Below are 16,111 nucleotides of genomic sequence, written 5' to 3'. Positions count from 1 at the left end.
TAGGCGAGCAGGAAGTCCACGGTGCCCGTACCGCCCGGCTGGCCGGGTGGGGTCTGGAGAGCGGTCGGTAGCACCACGCTGTCGCGCAGAATCCGGACGCCGGAACGGATGTGACCGCTATTCGGCGCCGGCGATGGTGGCGCCACTGACGGTGTCCACGTACCACCTCTGGTACCGCTCCAGCGACCATCCGCGTTGCCGGACGAGCCAGTCGAAGTTACGGACGTCCTGAGCCAGCCAGAGGATGTCGGCCACCTGATCGACGTCCAGGTCGGGGCGGAGGCCCCCCGTGCCGACGAGTTCGGCGGCGAACATGGCCATGCCCCGGCGGCGCTCGTCGATGTTCTTGCGCCAGATCTCGGCGGCGTCCGGATCGGCCGTGGCTGCTCCGGCCAGCGCGAGCATCACCTGGACCTGTCGGGCGTTGACCTCGGCCAGATGGCGGGCATAGCGGACGAGTTTGGCGCGAGGGTCGGCGAGCGCGCGGATCTCGGCCACGAAGGGCCGGTCCGGCAGGGCCACCGGTTCGTCGTCGCCGGCCAGGGTGACGTCGACCAACTGGGAGAGCAGGTGCCGCTTGCTGCCGAACACCGCGTACAGGGTCTGGACCGCGACGCCGGCTTCCGCGGCGACCGCGGTCAGCGGGGTGGCCGCATACCCGGGGTCGACGAACAGGCGGCCGGCCGCTTCGAGGATTGCTCGCCGGGTCTGTCGGGCCTGCTCCTGTCGGCGGGAAGAGTCGTAGATTCGCTTGACAACCACCGGTCGAGTGTAGTGCTCTATTGGATAGAGGCTCACTCTATCGAGAGGCGGCGGCCGATGCCGTTCGGTGTGTTGCAGGAGATGCCCGGCGTCAGTGAGGCGGAATACCGGCAGGTGGAGCGGCACCTCGGGCCGGACCGGCCACCAGGGCTCCTCGCCCATGTCTCCGGACCGACCGAGGACGGCTGGCGGATCATCAACATCTGGCAGGACGAAGCGGCGTTCCGCCAGTTCCAGTCGGAGCGACTGGTCCGCGCCGCGGGCTTGGCGGCGCAGGAGGACGGCTTCGACCCGACGAAGGCAGCCAACTTCCGGTCGGTGAGCGTCGACGGCGCCGAGATGCCGTTCTGATGGCCGACACCGCCGCCCTACGCTCCCGCAATGCCGCCTTCTGGGCGGGAGCGGCGGCCGGCTGGATCCGCCACGCCGAGCGGCAGGACGAGACCGGCCGACCGCTGGGCGCGGCGGCAATGGATCGACTGGCCGCACGGCCCGCCGAACGGATTCTTGACGTGGGCTGCGGCTGCGGCGGCACCACGGCCGAGCTCGCCAGGGCGGTCGGCGAGACCGGCGCGGCGGTCGGCGTCGACATCGCCGAGGCGATGGTGACCGCAGCCCGCCAGCGGTTCCCGGACATTCGGTTCCACGTGGCCGACATCGAGACTCTCGATGTCGTGCCGGGGGCGCCGTTCGACGCGGCGTTCTCGCGCATGACCCTGATGTTGCTGGCGGATCCGGTCGCCGGCTGCGCCACGATCCGACGATCCCTGCGCCCGGGCGGACGCCTCGCCGCGACCGTCTTCCGCGACGGCGGCGTCAACCCGTGGCTGTCCGCCGCGATGCTCGGCGCAGCACCGCACCTCGGGCCGCTACCACCGCTACCGGTAGGTGACGAGCCCGGTCCGTTCTCCTTCGCCGACCCGGCGAGGCTCGTCCGAGTCCTCACCAGGGCCGGCTGGACCGCCGTCACGATCACGCCGTACGACGTCGAACTGGACGCCCCGGACGACGCCGACGCGGTTGCCGAATGGCTCATCGAGGTCGGCCCCGCCGGTGCCGCGTACCGGGCTGCCCCGCTGGCTGGGCAGGCTCCGGCCCGAGCAGGAGCTGCCCGGCTGCTCGGCCGGTTTCGCGAGCCCGGCGTCGGCTATCGACTGCCCACCGGCCTCTGGCTCGTCACCGCGACCACCGGGGCTGACCACCAACAACCAGGTCAGGACGAGAATTGATGATGAGAAGCAATCGCTTGATCGCGCCAGCCCTCTGTCTTGTGTTCGCCCTGACGGCATGCACCGACGCCGACGCGCCCGAGCCCTCCACGCCCGCAGCGCCGGGCACCCCGGCAGCACCCGATGCCGCGCCCAGCGCGGCCGGATCCGCTCCGGCCCACGGCTCGAATCCGGTGTCGGCGAAGGAGGTGTGTGCCTACCTGGACGGCCAGTTGCCGACGCTGAAGGGGATCGGGTCCGAGACGGGCGCGATGGCCAACCTGACCGTGAACCTCTATTCCTGGTACGAGAAACAGGGCCCCGTGCCGAACGGCCGTCAGATCGACGACCAGACCCGTCAGGAATGCCCGGCGATCCGGACCGAGGTGCTGGAGCTCGCCGGGATGGAGAGCTTCGAACGGCTGTAGCCACTACTTACTGCCCGAGCTGCTTCTCGAACCAGTGGTGGGCGTAGCGCTCGGTGTTGTACGGCTCGATCTCCCGGTAACCGGCCGCGTGGTACATGGCGATCGCCTCGGTGAGGTTGCGGTTGGTGTCCAGCCGGACCGTGCTCACGCCTCGGTCGGCGGCGTACCGTTCCAGCTCGCTCAGCAGCCGTCGCCCGATGCCCAGCCCGCGGACGCTGTCCGCCACCCAGACACGCTTGATCTCGGCGGGTGCGTCGCGGTGGAGTTTGACGGCGCCGCAGCCGACGGGCTCGGTGTTGAGGGTGGCGAGCAGGAGCACGCCGGCGGGCGGGGCGATCTCCTCGTCGTGGATCGGCTTGCTCAGTGCCGGGTCGAACCCGTCGTCGAACCGCCGCCCGATGTCCCGGGCGTAGGCCCGCAGGCACGCCCGGGCCCGCGGATCGCTCGGTGGGCACGGTGCGATGACCACCATCGACCCGATGAGCAGGCGTTCGACCTCGGCCATGGCGGCGACGAGTCGTTCGCGGCGTCGCTCGGTGAGCGGTTGGAGGATCGAGGCGGCGAGTTCGTCGGACCGCTCGTCGAGTTCGGCCCATTCCGTACGGCCGGCGTCGGTGAGCTGGGCGACGCGTACCCGGCCGTCGCCGCCGGCCTGGCCGGCCGGGCCCACGGTGACCAGCCCGTCGTTCTCCAGGGTGCGCAGGAGTCGGCTGAGGTATCCGGAGTCCAGGCCGAGCCGTGCGCGTAACGCCGCGACCTCGGCGCCGGCGGGGCCGATCTCCCAGAGCAGGCGAGCCTGCCCGAGGGGTCGGCCCTGCGCCATGTACTCGTCGTCGAGCGCACCCACCCGCTGGGTGACAGTCCGGTTGAACCGCCGCACTGCGGCGATGAGCGCGGAGTCCATCTGCCTGACTTTAGTCAGCAGATCTGCGCCGGCGATAGGTGAAGGGGGCGGCGTGGTCCAGGACCGCCACCACGAGCACCACGCCGGTGGCGACCGCACTGATCGCCAGCAGCGGCAGCCGCAGGGCGGCCGCCGCGCCGGCCAGCACGAGCAGCGCGCCAACCCGAGGCCAGGACAACCGCCGGTGGATGGCCAGCGAGAACAGGATCCGGCCGACGAGGAACAGCGTGGGTCCGCCCAGGATGACCGCGACAGCCCTCATGTCGCCGACCTCGGAGGGATGAGCGATGCTCAGCTCGGCCCCGACGGCCGTGACCACTATGCCGGCGATCATCACGAGGTGCAGGTATCCGGTGACGACACCGAGCCGGGACGGGTCGGCGCGCTCGATGGCCGAGCCCAGCTGCCGGCCGGCGGGGGTCACGTAGAGCAGACCGATCAGCACAGCCGTGGCGAAGACCAGCAGGAAGGCGGCGGTCTCGGCGAGGTCGAGGCGGGTGCCGGCGTACGAGAGCCCGGCGGCCAGGACGAGTTCGCCGAGCGCGATGATCATGATTTGCTGGTAGCGCTCGGCGAAGTGCGCGCCAGCGAGGCGCAACTCCTGCTGACGGGCACGACCCAGCCTCGGCGTGGGCCAGCCGAGCCGTGGGCCCGTCACGTCGATCGCGAGGGCGAGCACCCAGAGCGGCACCCGCCATTGCGGCAGGAACGCGCCCGCCAGCCACGGCACGGCGGTGACCGTGTACCAGCAGAGGATCCGCAGCGCCCGGCGCTGCCGTGGATGACCGCGCAGCATCGAGGCGGTGACCACGCCCCGGACGAGATGGACCGCGACGTACGCGCCGGCGAAGAGCACCCCCCGCTCCTCGAGCGCCTGCGGGATCGCCACCCCGGCCAGCAGGCTGCCCAGCGTGGCGGCGACCAGCACCACGCGGATGGCCGGGGACTCCGGGTCGTACCAGTCGGCGCTCCAGGTGGTGGTCACCCAGATCCACCAGACGCCGGCCAGCAGCAGAGCGGTGTGCAGCGCGCCGGCCAGCGTGAGGTCGTGCAGCAGGTGCGCGGCCGACTGGCTGAGGGCGAGCACGAACGCCAGGTCGAAGAAGAGCTCCAGGAACGAGGCGCTCAGCGGCGCGTCGCTTCTCCGCAACAGCCGCTCGGGCCTGCTCGCCATCGGCGCTCCTCCCGGTGGCAGGCGCTGTTTCCGTCGTACCACCCGAGGCCCGGCACCGGAGGCGAAAACGCGTCAGCGGCGGACGCCCACCCCGGCGTAGCCGTGTGAGTCCCCGGCCTCTGGCTCGCCGTCCGGCCGCCACCGGGTGGTCTCGACCAGGCCGGGCTCCACCAGCTCGTACCCGTCGAAGAAGCGCAGCGTCTCGGCGTGGGTGCGGGGCACCAGCGGGGCGCTGCTGGTGCGGTACACGGCCTGCCCGCGCTCGGCCACCTCCGGCGGGACGCCGTCCAGCGTCAGGTGCGACAGCACCAGGTGGCTGCCGGGCACGGTGGCGTCGCGCAGCCGGGCGACGGCAGCCCACGGGTCGTCGTCGTCCGGCACGAAGTGCAGCACCGCGAGCAGCAGCACGGCCACCGGGCGGTCCAGGTCGAGCGTGGCCCGCACCTCCGGGTGGGCCAGCAGGTCGTCCGGCCGCCGCAGGTCGCCCTGCACGACGGCCGCGCCGGGCACGTCCGTCAACAACCGTCGGGCGTACGCGACGGCCACCTCGTCGTAGTCGACGTAGACCACCCGGGCGTCCGGCGCCACGGCTCGTACCACCTCGTGCACGGTCCCCTGGGTGGGCAACCCCGCCCCGATGTCCAGGAACTGGTGGACGCCCTGCCCGACGGCGTACCGGACGGCTCGGCGCAGGAAGTGCCGGTTGGTCTGGGCCGCGAGCCCGGTGCCCGGGAAGATCTCCAACACCCGCTCGGCGGCGGCGCGGTCGGCGGCGAAGTTGTTGCTGCCACCCAGGAAGTAGTCGTACATCCGGGCGACGTTGGGTCGGGCGGTGACGTCGGTCGTGTCGGGTGCCGGCTGGTCGGTCACGAGGGGTCCCTTCGCCGCGCGGTCAGATCTCGATGTCTAGCAGCCGGGGCGACGACCCGCTGACCCCTCGTGTCGTTGATCCGGCTGCGCCCCTGGTCAACGCCGACCACGGTGGGGGCACCGAATCACCGAGGGGGACGCGATGACCGGTCAGCGGGAAACCGTGCGGGTCGACCACGACCTGTTCCGCGCCGTGTACGACTCGCCCGCGTCGCTGCCCGGCCGGCACCGGTGGACCACACCGGAGTCGGACGTCCGCCGTCTGGAGAAGCTGCTGGGAATGCCGGCACGCAGCATCGGCGCCCCGCTGTGGGTCAGCGGCGACGAACCGGACTGCCCGAAGTGCGGCCGGCGGATCACCTGGTACGACATCGTCTCGTCGGCACTCACCGGCCTGCACGACAAGAACATGATCGCCACGGTCATCCTCGGCGAACACAGGTACGTCAACACCGAGGTGCCGGAGGCCATCCCCGGGGTGCGCTGCGCCGACTGCCACACCGCCATCGACGGCCTGCGCAGCTTCAAGTGCCACAACTGGGCGTACGCCTTCGAGGCGCTGGAGGCCGTCCGCGAGCGCATGGCCGGCGGGCCCGCGCCGACCTGAGCGTCTGCCGGCGGACCTCCGCCGACCTGAGCGCCTGCCGGCGGGCCTCCGTGCGGCCGGCTCGACCTTCGACTCCTGTGCTGCCCCCTGCCGCGTTCCCAGGGTGTCTTCCAGGTGAACGAGGTATGAACGTCTGGTGAGGTGATTCATGGCCGACAACGGCAGCACGGACGTTCCAGAGATCAGCGCCGAGTGGTACCGCGACATCGTCGACGCGGCCGCCGGCACCCCGCACCCGGTGCAGTGGTTCGTCGGGCACGCCACCGAGGGGGTGATCCTGCTGCTCGGCGCGCTGCTGGTGGCGGCCGCGCTGCGCCGCCTGGTCGGCGGCCCGCACGACCGGGCACTCGCCCTGGTCGCGCCGCTGCCGACCCTCCTCGCGTACGCGAGCAGCGAATGGCTCAAGACCGTGGTGGACGAGGACCGACCGTGCCGGACGGTGGGCCGGGCGATCGTCGCCGGCACCTGCCCACCACCGGGTGACTGGTCGTTCCCCAGCAACCACGCCACCCTGGCCGGCGCGCTGGCGATCACCACACTGCTGCTCTCCCGACGGCTCGGACTGGTCGCGCTGCCGCTGGCCGTGCTGGCCGCGTTCTCCCGGGTCTTCGTGGGCGTGCACTACCCGCACGACGTGGCCGCCGGCCTGCTGCTCGGCGCCCTGGTCGCCATGGTGGCGACCCCGCTTCTGGCCCGCCTGACCGCCGAGGCGCTGCGCCGCCGCGCCGATGCCCGCCGCCCGGTACCCGACCTGGCCAGCCGACCCCGCCCCTGACCCGGCCGGCGGACGGTCGGTGGGGTGGGCGGTCAGGAGGTCAGGAGGAGGGCACCCACCGTGCCGAGCAGCAGGAACGGGCCGAACGGCAGGTGCGTGCTCCACCGTGCCCGTCGGGCGACCAGCAGTCCCAGACTCACCAGCGCGGACAGCCCGAACGCGAGCAGCAGCCCGAGGAGCAGGACGGGCAGGCCGTACCAGCCGAGCAGTGCCCCCACGCTGAGCGCCAGCTTCGCGTCGCCCAACCCGAAGCCGCGGCGGCCGAGCAGCAGCGTGCTGGTGGCGAAGAACAGCGCCAGCCCCGCGCCCGCGGCGACCGCCCGCAGCCAGGGGCCCGCGTCGGCGTCGGCGAGCGCGGCCGCGCCGAGCAGCAGCCAGGTCCCGGCCGCCGCGGGCAGGGTGAGCCGGTCGGGCAGTCGGTGCACGGCCAGGTCGACGAGGACCGCCGGCACGGTCCAGGCGAGCCACCACGCCAGCGCCGGCATCGCCCCGCCCGACGGGCCGACCAGCGCCAGCAGCGCCACGGCGGCGAGCGCGGCCACCTCGACCGTGCCGGGCGGCGGCCCGACCCGGGCCCGGCACCGGCCGCACTGGCCGGCCGGGCCGAGCGCCGGCCAGGGCCGGGTCAGGCCGACCGCCGCGCCGCAGGCGTCGCAGCCGGTCCGGCTGGGGGCTCCCGTGGGTACGGCGTAGCGCACGACGGCCAACCGCAGCAGCGGACTGACCGTCAGGATCGCCAGCCCGGTCGCGGGCCGAAAACGGCCAGGGGCAGGCCCCGCCGCCGCCCGATCGGTCGGGTTCCGCCGACCGGGTGCCGCCGCAGGAGGGCCGGTCAGCGCCACGTGGACCACGCCGGACGCCGGCCACCCCCCGGAAAGGTGAACACGGATCGTGACTGAACGTTCGCTCGGGTGTAGCGGATGGCGCGGAAACCGACGTCCGCCACCGGCGGCACGATGATCTCCCCGTCCGAGGGCGGGCCGGCCGGCACCGCGGACGGGGTGGCCGGTCCGTCGCCCCGGGACGCAGTCCGGATGCCGGGATGGGGGCGCGATGTCCCACTCTCGGGACCGACGCAGGGGTTGCGGCGGATCGGCCCCGGCCGGCGAGGCCGGACCGTCGGCGACCCCTCGACCGGCCATCGTCCGGAGTGCAGCACGAACACCCGCCACCACCACCCATCATCACGCAGAGTGTTCACTTGAATTGCCTCTGTTGCATCGGCGAGCGTCAGCCTATGCTCGCCCCTTGGGTGTGACGCAAGCCTCACCTCTACAACCGGACGACACGGGACCTTGCATTTGTAGAAGATCCGTAACGGTGAATGCAGAAGCGCAATGAGAGCTCCGGAAGACACTGATCCGGGCGCGCTTCCGCATGCCCGGCGGCGGTGCTTCATGGCCACGTCGGGCGACCACGAGGAGGGCTCAGCGGTGCGCGGACGGCAGCTCAGGCGAGCGGCAATCTGCCTGCTGGCGGTCGTGGCGGCGGTGCCGGTCACCGCCTGCGGCAGCGGGCAGGAGGCGGTCGATCGGCCGGCGACGGCGCGGGGCGACGGAGCGCGGGCCGATTCGGGCGCGGAACGGGAAGCTGCCGAAAAGGCGGCGCTCGAGGCGTACTCCGGTTATCTCGCAGCATCGCGGACGGCGAGTCGGCGCAATGATCCACACGCGCCGGAACTGTCCCGGTTTCTCGCTGATCCGCTGCTGACCCGGGTGCAATTGTCCATTCGCGACGCAAAGGAGCACGGCGCGATGCGTACCGGGACGCTGGCGTCCGATCCCAGCGTGACCGCCGTCAGCCTGGACTCTGACCCGGCCACCGTGGAGATCCAGGACTGCCTGGACGCGACCGGCTACCGGCTGGTCTACACCAAGGACCAGCGCGTGGTCCCGGGCAGCGGTGGCGGCAAACATCTGGCCACCGCCACCGCCACCCGCTATCCCGACGGTCGCTGGCTGATCAGCTCCGGCTCGGCGCACCCGGACCAGCCGTGCTGACCCGAGGGCGGAGAGCCCGCACCGGCGCGGCCCGGCGGATGCTCGCGGGGGCCGGTCTGGCGTTGCTACTGGTGGTCGGCGCGACCCTGCCGGCCGCCGCCGCCCGACGCGCCGACCCGGGGGCCGGATGTCCGCCCGGCCAACCGGACTGCAACGTCTGGGACGACGAGCCCGGTACGCCGGGCGGCCCCGGCGGCGGGGGCGACAACGGCGGCGGCGACTCCGGCGGCGGCGGGGGCGGCGGTGTCTGTCAGTGGGGCGGGCGGACGATCCCCTGCTACGACGACCTGCTGGGCTGGTTCAACAACGGTGACGGGTGCTACTACAAGCTCGCCTCGCCGCAGAAGCCGGCACCCGAGGGTCAGCAGTGGTACGTGCAGACCTGCAACGGGGGCGATCTCGGCGCACAGGACACGGTGCTGCGGGACGGGCCGCCGCCCGGCTTCGGCGCTCCGCCGGACCCGGAGGAGCTGGCCCGGCGGGCCCTGGCGTCGATCAAGCTGCTGCCGGCTCGGCTCAAGGTGGCGCCCCGCAAGGACGTCGGCCCGGGCCTGGTCGGCCTGCCCGTGTGGATGTGGGCCACCCCGAGCGCCAGCTACTTCGGGCCGCTGCGCGCCTCCGCGTCCGACCGTGGGCTGACCGTCTCCATCGAGGCGAAGGTCGACCGGATCGTCTGGAACATGGGCAACGGCGACACCGTCACCTGCACCAAGGCCGGCACTCCCTACGACCCGAAGGGCAAGCGCGCCGGCCGCACCTCCCCGGACTGCGGCTACGACCGCGGCTACCCGAAGGCCGGCACCTACCGGGTGGGCGCCACCACGTACTGGACGGTGCGCTGGTGGACCGACGACGGCGACGAGGGTGACCCGATCCCGCAGACCCGGACCAGCGGCACCGTGCCGGTCCAGATCAAGGAACTCCAGGTGGTGACCAGGTGAGTGAGCCGGTTCTGCGAGCCCCACAGTCGGGAATGGAGATCGAACGGTGAGTGTGGCTACGCGTAACGCGACCGGGCCGGTGGACGCGCCGGTCAGCCCGCCCAAGGTGGTCCGGCAGCGCCGCGTCCGCCCAGGGCTGCTGGGTCTCGCCGTACTCCTGATCGCCCTCGGTGGGCTGGGGGCGGCGTTCGCGGTCACCTCGGTCCGGGCCACCGGAAGCTACCTCGCGGTGGCCCGGCCGGTGGAGGTGGGTCGGGAGGTCAGCGCCGCCGATCTGATCACCGTGCAGGTCGCCGGCGGTCAGGGGTTGCACCCGGTGCCCGCGGGCCGGCTGGACGAGGTGGTCGGCAAGCGGGCCGCCGTGGCGCTGGTGCCGGGCACCCTGCTCACCCTCGGGCAGGTCACCGACGACCCGCTGCTCGGCCCGGGTCAGCAGCAGATCGCGCTCGGCCTGAAGACCGCCCAGGTGCCGGCCCGAGCGCTGCACCCCGGAGACAAGGTGCTGCTGGTCAGCACCCCGGACGAGAACGCCACCGGGGCGGCGGCCGGGGCGGGCACCCGGTTCGCGGCCACCGTCATCGACATGGTCAGCCCGACGGACGACGAGAAGGTGCTGTACCTGGCGCTGCTCATCCGGGACGTACCCGCCGTGGTGGCGTTGGCCGCCCAGGAGCGGATCGCGGTCGTGCTGACCGAGGCGGCCTGAGCATGGCGATCATCGCGTTGGTGTCCGCGAAGGGTTCGCCCGGCGTGACCACCTCGGCGTTGGCCTGTGCCCTGACCTGGCACCGCCGGCTGGTCCTGGCCGAGTGCGACCCGGCCGGCGGGTCGATCCTCGCCGGCTACCTGGGCGGTCAGCTGGACGGGCCGCGCGGCATCGGCGAGCTGGCCGTCGGGGAGCTGCGCGACGGCAACCTGGAGACCGGGTTCTGGTCACAGCTTGTCGACCTGGACGCGCCGCGCCGGGAACGGCTGCTGCTGCCCGGGTTGGTCGACCCGGCGCAGGCCGGCAGCGTCACCCCGCTCTGGCAGCGCTTCGCCGACTACTTCAACGCCCTGGACCGGGGCACTCCCGGCTACGACGTGCTCGTCGACTGCGGCCGGCTGCACGTCACCGGCCCACCGTGGCCACTGCTGCGGGCCGCCTCGGTGGTGCTGCTGGTGACCCGGGCCCACCTGCCCGACCTGTCCGGCACCCGGGCGGTGGTCACCGCGATCGAGCGGGACTTCGCCGAACACCGGGTGCCGCCGGGCACCCTGCGGCTGCTGCTGGTCGGCGACGGGCACGGGCGCGCGGAGATCAGTCGTGGACTGAAACTGCCGGTGATCGCCCGGCTGCCGCACGACCCGCGTACCGCAGGGGTGCTCGCCCTCGGTGGGACCGTACGGTCCGGACGGCCGCTGCTGCGCGCGGCCGCCGCGCTGGAGGTGCCGGTCGGGGCGCTGCTGGAACGCCGGCGGGCACGGCTGGCCTGGCCGGTGCAGCAGGGGGTGCCGGATGCGGTTTGAGCCCGTCTCCACCGACCCACGTCAGCAGCCGCCGGCCGCGACGTCCACCGCGCCGCCGCTGGCCCCGCCGAACGGTCGGCACCACCAGTCGGCGGCGATACCGCAGCCGATGCCCACGGCCACGCCGCCGCCGGAGGTGGCACCCCGACCCCGGATGGATTTCCAGGTGGTCCGGGAGCTGCGCCGGGAACTCACCGAACGGCTCACCCTGTGGCAGCGCGGCCGGGAGTTCACCGTCGACGAGGAGGACACCGAGCGGGCCCGGCTGGCCGTCACGGTGGTCGCCGAGTACGCGGACGCGGTCCGTCGCGCCGGCACACCGATGGCCGCCAGCGAGGAACGCCTGCTGCTCGACCAGGTGACCGCCGAGCTGGTCGGGCTGGGCCGGCTACAGACCCTGCTGGTCGACGACACCATCGAGGAGGTGCACATCCTCGGCTGCGACGTGGTGCGCATCACCCGGCACGGCGGTGGGGTGGACTGGGCCGAGCCGATCGCCGACAGCGACGCCGAGCTGGTGGAGATCCTTCAGGCGGCGGCGCGGCGGGCCGGCGCGACCGAACGGTCACTGTCCACCGTGAAGCCCACCCTGGACCTGCAACTGCCCGACGGCAGCCGACTGGCCGCGGTGTTCCTGGTCAGCCACCGGCCGTACGCGGTGATCCGCAAGCACAACACCCTGGACGTGAGCCTCGACGACGTGGCCGGCGCCCGGGGTGACCTGGACGAGATGATCGACCCGCTGCTGCGCGACTTCCTGCGTGCGGCGATGCGCGCCGGGTTGAACATCATGGTCGCCGGGCTGGCCGGCGCCGGGAAGACCACGATCATCCGGGCGCTCATGAACGAGATCCCACCCGACGAGCCGTACGTGCTGCTGGAGGAGAGTCGGGAGTTGTTGCCGGCCCGTCGCCGGGAGCGGCACCGGGCGGTGATGAGCTTCGAGGCGCGGGAGGGGCACGGCGAGCGCGGCTTCGACGGCCGTCCGGCGGGTGAGGTGACGATCGCCGACCTGATCCCGCTCTCGCTGCGGATGGGCGTGCTGCGGATCATCGTGGGCGAGGTCCGGTCCCGGGAGATCGTGCCGATGCTCCAGGCGATGACCACCAGCCGGGGCTCGATGTGCACCATTCACGCCCGTACGGCTGCCGGGGTGGGTGAACGGATCGTCGAGCTGGCGCTGGCGCACGGCCGGGAGATGACCGTCGACCAGGCCCGCCGGATGGCCGGCAACGCCCTCGATCTGATCGTCTACGTCACCGTCGAGGACGAGAGCGCGATCGGCGGCCGTAAGCACCGGTTCGTCTCGCACGTGGAGGAGGTGATCGGGGCCGGTGAGGCCGGCCGGATCACCACCACCACCGTCTTCGGTCCCGGTCCGGACGGCCGTGCCGTCCCCCGGCACCTCCCGGAACGGGTCCGCGACCAGTTGCTGCGGGTGGGGTACGACGCCCGGCTGCTGACCCGCTGGATCGAGGCCGGTACGGGTGCCTGGCGGCGTCCCCGACAGACCCGACTGGCCCGGCGGTGACCTGATGGGGAACAGCCTGGAGTTGATCGCTGTGGTCTCCGGGGCCGCCTGTGTGGCCGGGCTGCTGCTGGCGGTCGTCGCCCTGGTGGGCAGCCGCCGGCCCGCCGGGCCCGGCCCGGGAGCTGGCCCTGGCCTGAGCCGCCTCTGGCGCGGCTCCGGCGCCACTCCGGCCGAGCGGCGGGCCTACCAGGCGCTGCTGCTCACCGCGGTGGTCGCCGGGGCGTTGGCGTTCCTGCTGACCGGGCTGCCGGTGGTGGGCCTGCTGGTGGCGGTGGCGGTGCCCGGCACGCCGTGGCTGTTCGCCGTGGGCAAGGCCGAGCAGCGGGCGATCGCCCGGATCGAGGCCGTCGGCGAGTGGACCCGCCGGCTCAAGGACGTCTCCGGTACGGGGCAGGGCCTCCAACAGGCGATCATCAGCACGATCGGCAGCGTGCCACCCGGCATCGAGGACGAGGTACGGCTGCTCGCCGCCCGGTTGCAGGCCGGCTGGCTGGCCCGTTCCGCGCTGCTGGCGTTCGCCGACGAGATCGGCGACCCGGTGTGCGACCAGGTCGTGGCGGCGCTGATCCTGCACCTCACCGATCGGGGTGAGCGGCTGGGTGACGTGCTGGGCTCGATCGCCGGAGCGGCGGCCGCGGAGGTGGCGACCCGCCGGGAGATCGAGGCCAAGCGCACCCAGCCCCGGTTCGCGGTCCGCTTCCTGACCGGGATGACGCTGGCGACGCTGGCGTACGGGCTGGTCAACACCGAATACATCAAGCCGTACGGCACACCGACGGGTCAGGTGGTGATGGCTGCTCTCGGCGCCGCCTTCATCGGCCTGCTGGCCTGGGTGCGGTCGATGAGCCAGCCGCAGCGGCCGGCCCGGTTCCTGCCGGCCCCCGACCCGCAGGAGGTGATCGCGTGAGCGCGAGCGGCGAAGCGCGGCGCAGCCCCGGAAGGCGGTCGCGGTGATCCTCAACTGGCACCTGGCCGTCGCGGTCTGTGGCGGGGCGACGATCGGGTTGGGCTTGTTCCTGGTGATCCGGGAGCTGGTTCCGGCGACCCCCGCGCTCGGGCCGGCGCTGCGCCGCCTGCACCAGCCGCCGGGCACCGGGCGGGTGGCCGCTCCCGCCTCCCGCCGGCTGGACTGGCTGACCGGGCTGTCCCGCTGGTTGCGACCACCGCACCGGCAGCTCGCCCTGATCGGTCAGACCCCCGAGCAGTACGCGCTGTCGGTGCTGCTGTCCGCGCTCATCGGACTGGCCACGCCGACCCTGCTCGGGGTGGCGCTGTTCGTGCTCGGTGTCTCGCTGCCGCTTGTCGTACCGGTGCTGGGTGGCCTCGGCATGGCGCTGATCGCCGGCCTGCTGGCGCACCGCTCGGTGCTGGCCAAGGCGGACGCCGCCCGCGACGAGTTCCGCCAGGCCGTCTGCACGTACCTGGATCTGGTGGCTCTGCAGCTCTCCGCCGCGCACGGGCCGGTGCAGTCGCTGGAGCGGGCCGCCGCGGTCTGTGACGGCTGGGTGTTCGACCGGCTTCAGGAGTCGCTGCGAATCGCCCAGATGCAGATGCACGCGCCCTGGGACGAGCTGCGTGACCTCGCCGACAAGATCGGCATCCCGGAGCTGGGCGACGTCGGCGCGATCATGCGCTCCTCCGGCAGCGAGGGTGCACAGGTGCACGAGACCCTGCGCAGCCGGGCCGACTCGCTGCGCGACCAGATCCGTACCGACAACCTGGCCCGCGCCGAGGGCGTGACCAGCCGACTCGACATCCCGGGCGCACTTCTCGTCTTCGTGCTGCTCGGCTTCGTCGTCTATCCGTTCATCGCCCGTGTCTGATCCGACCCCGAGAAGGAGTACGCCATGTCCATCCTCACCTACCTGCACGTCGTGGTGACGACGCGCTTCGCCGAGCTGCGGCGGGACGGCGAGCGCGGCGACAGCCCGGTACCGACCGCCGTGATCATCTTCGGTCTGGTCTTCGTGGCGACCATCGTCACCGGCCTGGCCCTCGGCAAGGCCAACGACTGGATGAAGGCCATCCCGAACCACACGAACCCGAAGTAGCCGGCATGCGCCGAGCCGCGTTCGGAAGGTGGCGCCGGGCGGTTCTCGCCGCCCGGTGTCGCCTCGTGGCCGGCGACCGGGAGCGGGGTGCCAACCCGGTGGAGCTGGCCGTGGTGATGCCGCTGATCCTGGTGCTCCTGTTCGCCTCGCTCCAGGTCTCGGCGGTCTTCCTGGCCCGCTCCACGGCGTTGAACGCCGCCCAGAGCGGGGTCAACGCCCAACGGCTCTACAACGCGCGCGGCGGCGCCGGGAAGGCCAGCGCCACCCGGTTCCTGTCCGCCACCGGCGGCTGGTTGCTGGGCTGGGACAGGACCGGCCCGACCTGCGTGACCACCGCGGTCGAGGTGACCTGCACGGTGACCGGCCGGTCCCTGTCGGTGGTGCCCGGCGTGGACTTCGCGGTAGAGCAGACCGCGCACGGGACGGTGGAGCGGGTGACCCCGCCGTGAACCGGCCCGCCGAGCGGGGCTCGGTCTCCATCGAGGTGGCGGTGCTCGCACCCGCGTTCATCGCGCTGATGGTGCTGGCCGGCGTGGCCGGACGCAGCGCGGTGGCGGCGGAGGCCATCGACGCCGCCGCCCACGACGCGGCCCGCGCCGCCTCGATCTCCCGCAGTGCGGCCGACGCCCGCGAGGAAGCGCGCAAGGCGGCTCAGCAGCAGCTGGACTGGCGAGGGCTGAATTGCAGCGGCACTCCGACCGTGACGTTCAGCGGCTCGGTCGGAGGCGCCACCACCAGCTTCGACAGGGCCTACCGCAGCGCGCTCGGCCAGGATGCGACAGTCACCGTCACGGTCGCCTGCCGGGTGTCCTTCCGGGATCTGCGCCTCTCGGCAGTGCCCGGCATGCCCAGCGAAAACCGCGTCGAGGCGAGCTTCACCTCACCACTTGACCGCTACCGGAGCCGGCGATGACCGTCCGTCCGCTCTCCGGCGACCACGGCCGCGTGAGCATCTTCCTGGCGGTGGCGATGATCGGCGTACTGGCTATCGTGGGTCTCTCGTTCGACGGCGCCGGTCAGCTGCGCACGCTGCAACGCGCGGACAACCTCGCCGCGGAGGCGGCCCGCGCGGGCGGGCAGGCCATCGACCGGGCCACCGCGATCGAGGGTGGGCCGACGCGGATCGACCAGCCGCAGGCCCGCGTCGCGGTCGCCAACTACCTCTCCGCCGCCGGCACCACCGGCCACACCGTGAGCTTCCCGCAGATCGCCGGGGAGACCGTCGTCCGGGTACGCGTCACGATCATCTACCGCCGCTCGATGCTCGGGCTGTTCGGCTTCGCCGACCGGGTCACGGTCACCGGCGAGGCGACCGCGCGGGCCATCACCGCAGGACCGTAGGAAGGAAGGC

General features: G+C 72.8%; 21 protein-coding genes. 16 read left to right on the top strand and 5 right to left on the bottom strand.

Translation table 11 applies throughout. The annotated features are described in order from the left end of the window. Positions 1 to 117: 117 nt before the first annotated feature. Positions 118 to 762, bottom strand: a complete 645-nt coding sequence (locus ABZT87_RS06950) for a TetR/AcrR family transcriptional regulator (RefSeq protein WP_354853618.1) — start codon at positions 760 to 762, stop codon at positions 118 to 120. Between the two features lie 57 nt (positions 763 to 819). Here ABZT87_RS06950 and ABZT87_RS06945 point away from each other — a divergent pair, with 57 nt between their 5' ends. From ABZT87_RS06945 to ABZT87_RS06935, 3 genes are read left to right on the top strand one after another with little or no spacing between them, the layout of a single operon-like run. Continuing rightward, a complete protein-coding gene (locus ABZT87_RS06945; protein ID WP_354853615.1) occupies positions 820 to 1,113 on the top strand; it encodes a hypothetical protein in 294 nt (97 codons plus the stop codon). After that, positions 1,113 to 1,991, top strand: coding sequence for a methyltransferase domain-containing protein (locus ABZT87_RS06940; protein WP_355064692.1), 879 nt, complete (start codon positions 1,113 to 1,115; stop codon positions 1,989 to 1,991). The genes ABZT87_RS06945 and ABZT87_RS06940 overlap by 1 nt, the downstream gene beginning before the upstream one ends. After that, positions 1,991 to 2,398, top strand: coding sequence for a hypothetical protein (locus ABZT87_RS06935; protein ID WP_355134135.1), 408 nt, complete (start codon positions 1,991 to 1,993; stop codon positions 2,396 to 2,398). Before ABZT87_RS06940 ends, ABZT87_RS06935 begins: the two co-directional genes overlap by 1 nt. A gap of 7 nt (positions 2,399 to 2,405) precedes the next feature. On the opposite strand, the gene ABZT87_RS06930 is transcribed toward ABZT87_RS06935, so the two are convergent. From ABZT87_RS06930 to ABZT87_RS06920, 3 genes are all read right to left on the bottom strand, one after another. Next, on the bottom strand, positions 2,406 to 3,302 hold the full coding sequence (locus ABZT87_RS06930; protein ID WP_354853606.1) for a helix-turn-helix domain-containing GNAT family N-acetyltransferase: 897 nt from the start codon (positions 3,300 to 3,302) through the stop codon (positions 2,406 to 2,408). A gap of 10 nt (positions 3,303 to 3,312) precedes the next feature. Next, entirely contained in the window at positions 3,313 to 4,476 is a 1,164-nt protein-coding gene (locus ABZT87_RS06925) for a low temperature requirement protein A (protein WP_355134133.1), read from the bottom strand. 72 nt (positions 4,477 to 4,548) lie between these two features. Continuing rightward, positions 4,549 to 5,346 carry an SAM-dependent methyltransferase gene (locus tag ABZT87_RS06920; RefSeq protein ID WP_355134131.1) on the bottom strand — a complete coding sequence of 266 codons (798 nt, stop codon included), beginning with the start codon at positions 5,344 to 5,346 and terminating at the stop codon, positions 4,549 to 4,551. A 142-nt stretch (positions 5,347 to 5,488) separates the two neighbouring features. Here ABZT87_RS06920 and ABZT87_RS06915 point away from each other — a divergent pair, with 142 nt between their 5' ends. Then, positions 5,489 to 5,953, top strand: a complete 465-nt coding sequence (locus ABZT87_RS06915; RefSeq protein WP_354853598.1) for a hypothetical protein — start codon at positions 5,489 to 5,491, stop codon at positions 5,951 to 5,953. A 148-nt stretch (positions 5,954 to 6,101) separates the two neighbouring features. After that, positions 6,102 to 6,728 (top strand): phosphatase PAP2 family protein, encoded by a 627-nt coding sequence (locus ABZT87_RS06910; protein ID WP_355064682.1) that lies wholly within the window; start codon positions 6,102 to 6,104, stop codon positions 6,726 to 6,728. Between the two features lie 32 nt (positions 6,729 to 6,760). Here ABZT87_RS06910 and ABZT87_RS06905 read toward each other — a convergent pair whose 3' ends face one another. Further along, positions 6,761 to 7,468 carry an A24 family peptidase gene (locus tag ABZT87_RS06905; RefSeq protein WP_355064791.1) on the bottom strand — a complete coding sequence of 236 codons (708 nt, stop codon included), beginning with the start codon at positions 7,466 to 7,468 and terminating at the stop codon, positions 6,761 to 6,763. Positions 7,469 to 8,161: 693 nt separating this feature from the next. Here ABZT87_RS06905 and ABZT87_RS06900 point away from each other — a divergent pair. From ABZT87_RS06900 to ABZT87_RS06850, 11 genes are read left to right on the top strand one after another with little or no spacing between them, the layout of a single operon-like run. After that, a complete protein-coding gene (locus tag ABZT87_RS06900) occupies positions 8,162 to 8,728 on the top strand; it encodes a hypothetical protein (protein ID WP_355134598.1) in 567 nt (188 codons plus the stop codon). A 38-nt stretch (positions 8,729 to 8,766) separates the two neighbouring features. Next, a complete protein-coding gene (locus ABZT87_RS06895) occupies positions 8,767 to 9,669 on the top strand; it encodes a hypothetical protein (protein ID WP_355134596.1) in 903 nt (300 codons plus the stop codon). A 46-nt stretch (positions 9,670 to 9,715) separates the two neighbouring features. Continuing rightward, positions 9,716 to 10,375: an SAF domain-containing protein gene (locus tag ABZT87_RS06890; protein WP_355134129.1), complete on the top strand. Its 660-nt coding sequence runs from the start codon at positions 9,716 to 9,718 to the stop codon at positions 10,373 to 10,375. A 2-nt stretch (positions 10,376 to 10,377) separates the two neighbouring features. Continuing rightward, positions 10,378 to 11,178 carry a ParA family protein gene (locus ABZT87_RS06885; protein WP_354853589.1) on the top strand — a complete coding sequence of 267 codons (801 nt, stop codon included), beginning with the start codon at positions 10,378 to 10,380 and terminating at the stop codon, positions 11,176 to 11,178. After that, positions 11,168 to 12,709, top strand: coding sequence for a CpaF/VirB11 family protein (locus ABZT87_RS06880; protein ID WP_355134127.1), 1,542 nt, complete (start codon positions 11,168 to 11,170; stop codon positions 12,707 to 12,709). Before ABZT87_RS06885 ends, ABZT87_RS06880 begins: the two co-directional genes overlap by 11 nt. Before the next feature lie 4 nt (positions 12,710 to 12,713). Continuing rightward, on the top strand, positions 12,714 to 13,616 hold the full coding sequence (locus ABZT87_RS06875) for a type II secretion system F family protein (RefSeq protein WP_354853583.1): 903 nt from the start codon (positions 12,714 to 12,716) through the stop codon (positions 13,614 to 13,616). 46 nt (positions 13,617 to 13,662) lie between these two features. Continuing rightward, positions 13,663 to 14,532 (top strand): type II secretion system F family protein, encoded by an 870-nt coding sequence (locus ABZT87_RS06870; RefSeq protein WP_354853911.1) that lies wholly within the window; start codon positions 13,663 to 13,665, stop codon positions 14,530 to 14,532. Between the two features lie 24 nt (positions 14,533 to 14,556). Continuing rightward, positions 14,557 to 14,760 carry a hypothetical protein gene (locus tag ABZT87_RS06865; protein ID WP_354853908.1) on the top strand — a complete coding sequence of 68 codons (204 nt, stop codon included), beginning with the start codon at positions 14,557 to 14,559 and terminating at the stop codon, positions 14,758 to 14,760. A 5-nt stretch (positions 14,761 to 14,765) separates the two neighbouring features. Next, positions 14,766 to 15,209: a TadE/TadG family type IV pilus assembly protein gene (locus ABZT87_RS06860; RefSeq protein ID WP_355134125.1), complete on the top strand. Its 444-nt coding sequence runs from the start codon at positions 14,766 to 14,768 to the stop codon at positions 15,207 to 15,209. Then, positions 15,206 to 15,673, top strand: coding sequence for a TadE/TadG family type IV pilus assembly protein (locus ABZT87_RS06855; protein ID WP_355134123.1), 468 nt, complete (start codon positions 15,206 to 15,208; stop codon positions 15,671 to 15,673). Before ABZT87_RS06860 ends, ABZT87_RS06855 begins: the two co-directional genes overlap by 4 nt. Beyond that, complete coding sequence (locus tag ABZT87_RS06850; protein WP_355134121.1) at positions 15,670 to 16,101, top strand: pilus assembly protein TadG-related protein; 432 nt, start codon at positions 15,670 to 15,672, stop codon at positions 16,099 to 16,101. Before ABZT87_RS06855 ends, ABZT87_RS06850 begins: the two co-directional genes overlap by 4 nt. Positions 16,102 to 16,111 lie beyond the last annotated feature (10 nt).

This window comes from Micromonospora sp. NPDC005237, assembly GCF_040607775.1.
Lineage (GTDB): Bacteria > Actinomycetota > Actinomycetes > Mycobacteriales > Micromonosporaceae > Micromonospora.
Note: the sequence above shows the minus strand (reverse complement) of the source record. Positions and strands in the feature narration are given on the sequence as shown.

Coding starts and splice junctions, on each gene's coding strand:
- ABZT87_RS06945 (WP_354853615.1), top strand. CDS start 820: ATGCCGTTCGGTGTGTTGCAGGAGATGCCCGGCGTCAGTGAGGCGGAA.
- ABZT87_RS06940 (WP_355064692.1), top strand. CDS start 1,113: ATGGCCGACACCGCCGCCCTACGCTCCCGCAATGCCGCCTTCTGGGCG.
- ABZT87_RS06935 (WP_355134135.1), top strand. CDS start 1,991: ATGATGAGAAGCAATCGCTTGATCGCGCCAGCCCTCTGTCTTGTGTTC.
- ABZT87_RS06930 (WP_354853606.1), bottom strand. CDS start 3,302: ATGGACTCCGCGCTCATCGCCGCAGTGCGGCGGTTCAACCGGACTGTC.
- ABZT87_RS06925 (WP_355134133.1), bottom strand. CDS start 4,476: ATGGCGAGCAGGCCCGAGCGGCTGTTGCGGAGAAGCGACGCGCCGCTG.
- ABZT87_RS06915 (WP_354853598.1), top strand. CDS start 5,489: ATGACCGGTCAGCGGGAAACCGTGCGGGTCGACCACGACCTGTTCCGC.
- ABZT87_RS06910 (WP_355064682.1), top strand. CDS start 6,102: ATGGCCGACAACGGCAGCACGGACGTTCCAGAGATCAGCGCCGAGTGG.
- ABZT87_RS06895 (WP_355134596.1), top strand. CDS start 8,767: ATGCTCGCGGGGGCCGGTCTGGCGTTGCTACTGGTGGTCGGCGCGACC.
- ABZT87_RS06885 (WP_354853589.1), top strand. CDS start 10,378: ATGGCGATCATCGCGTTGGTGTCCGCGAAGGGTTCGCCCGGCGTGACC.
- ABZT87_RS06880 (WP_355134127.1), top strand. CDS start 11,168: ATGCGGTTTGAGCCCGTCTCCACCGACCCACGTCAGCAGCCGCCGGCC.
- ABZT87_RS06875 (WP_354853583.1), top strand. CDS start 12,714: ATGGGGAACAGCCTGGAGTTGATCGCTGTGGTCTCCGGGGCCGCCTGT.
- ABZT87_RS06865 (WP_354853908.1), top strand. CDS start 14,557: ATGTCCATCCTCACCTACCTGCACGTCGTGGTGACGACGCGCTTCGCC.
- ABZT87_RS06860 (WP_355134125.1), top strand. CDS start 14,766: ATGCGCCGAGCCGCGTTCGGAAGGTGGCGCCGGGCGGTTCTCGCCGCC.
- ABZT87_RS06850 (WP_355134121.1), top strand. CDS start 15,670: ATGACCGTCCGTCCGCTCTCCGGCGACCACGGCCGCGTGAGCATCTTC.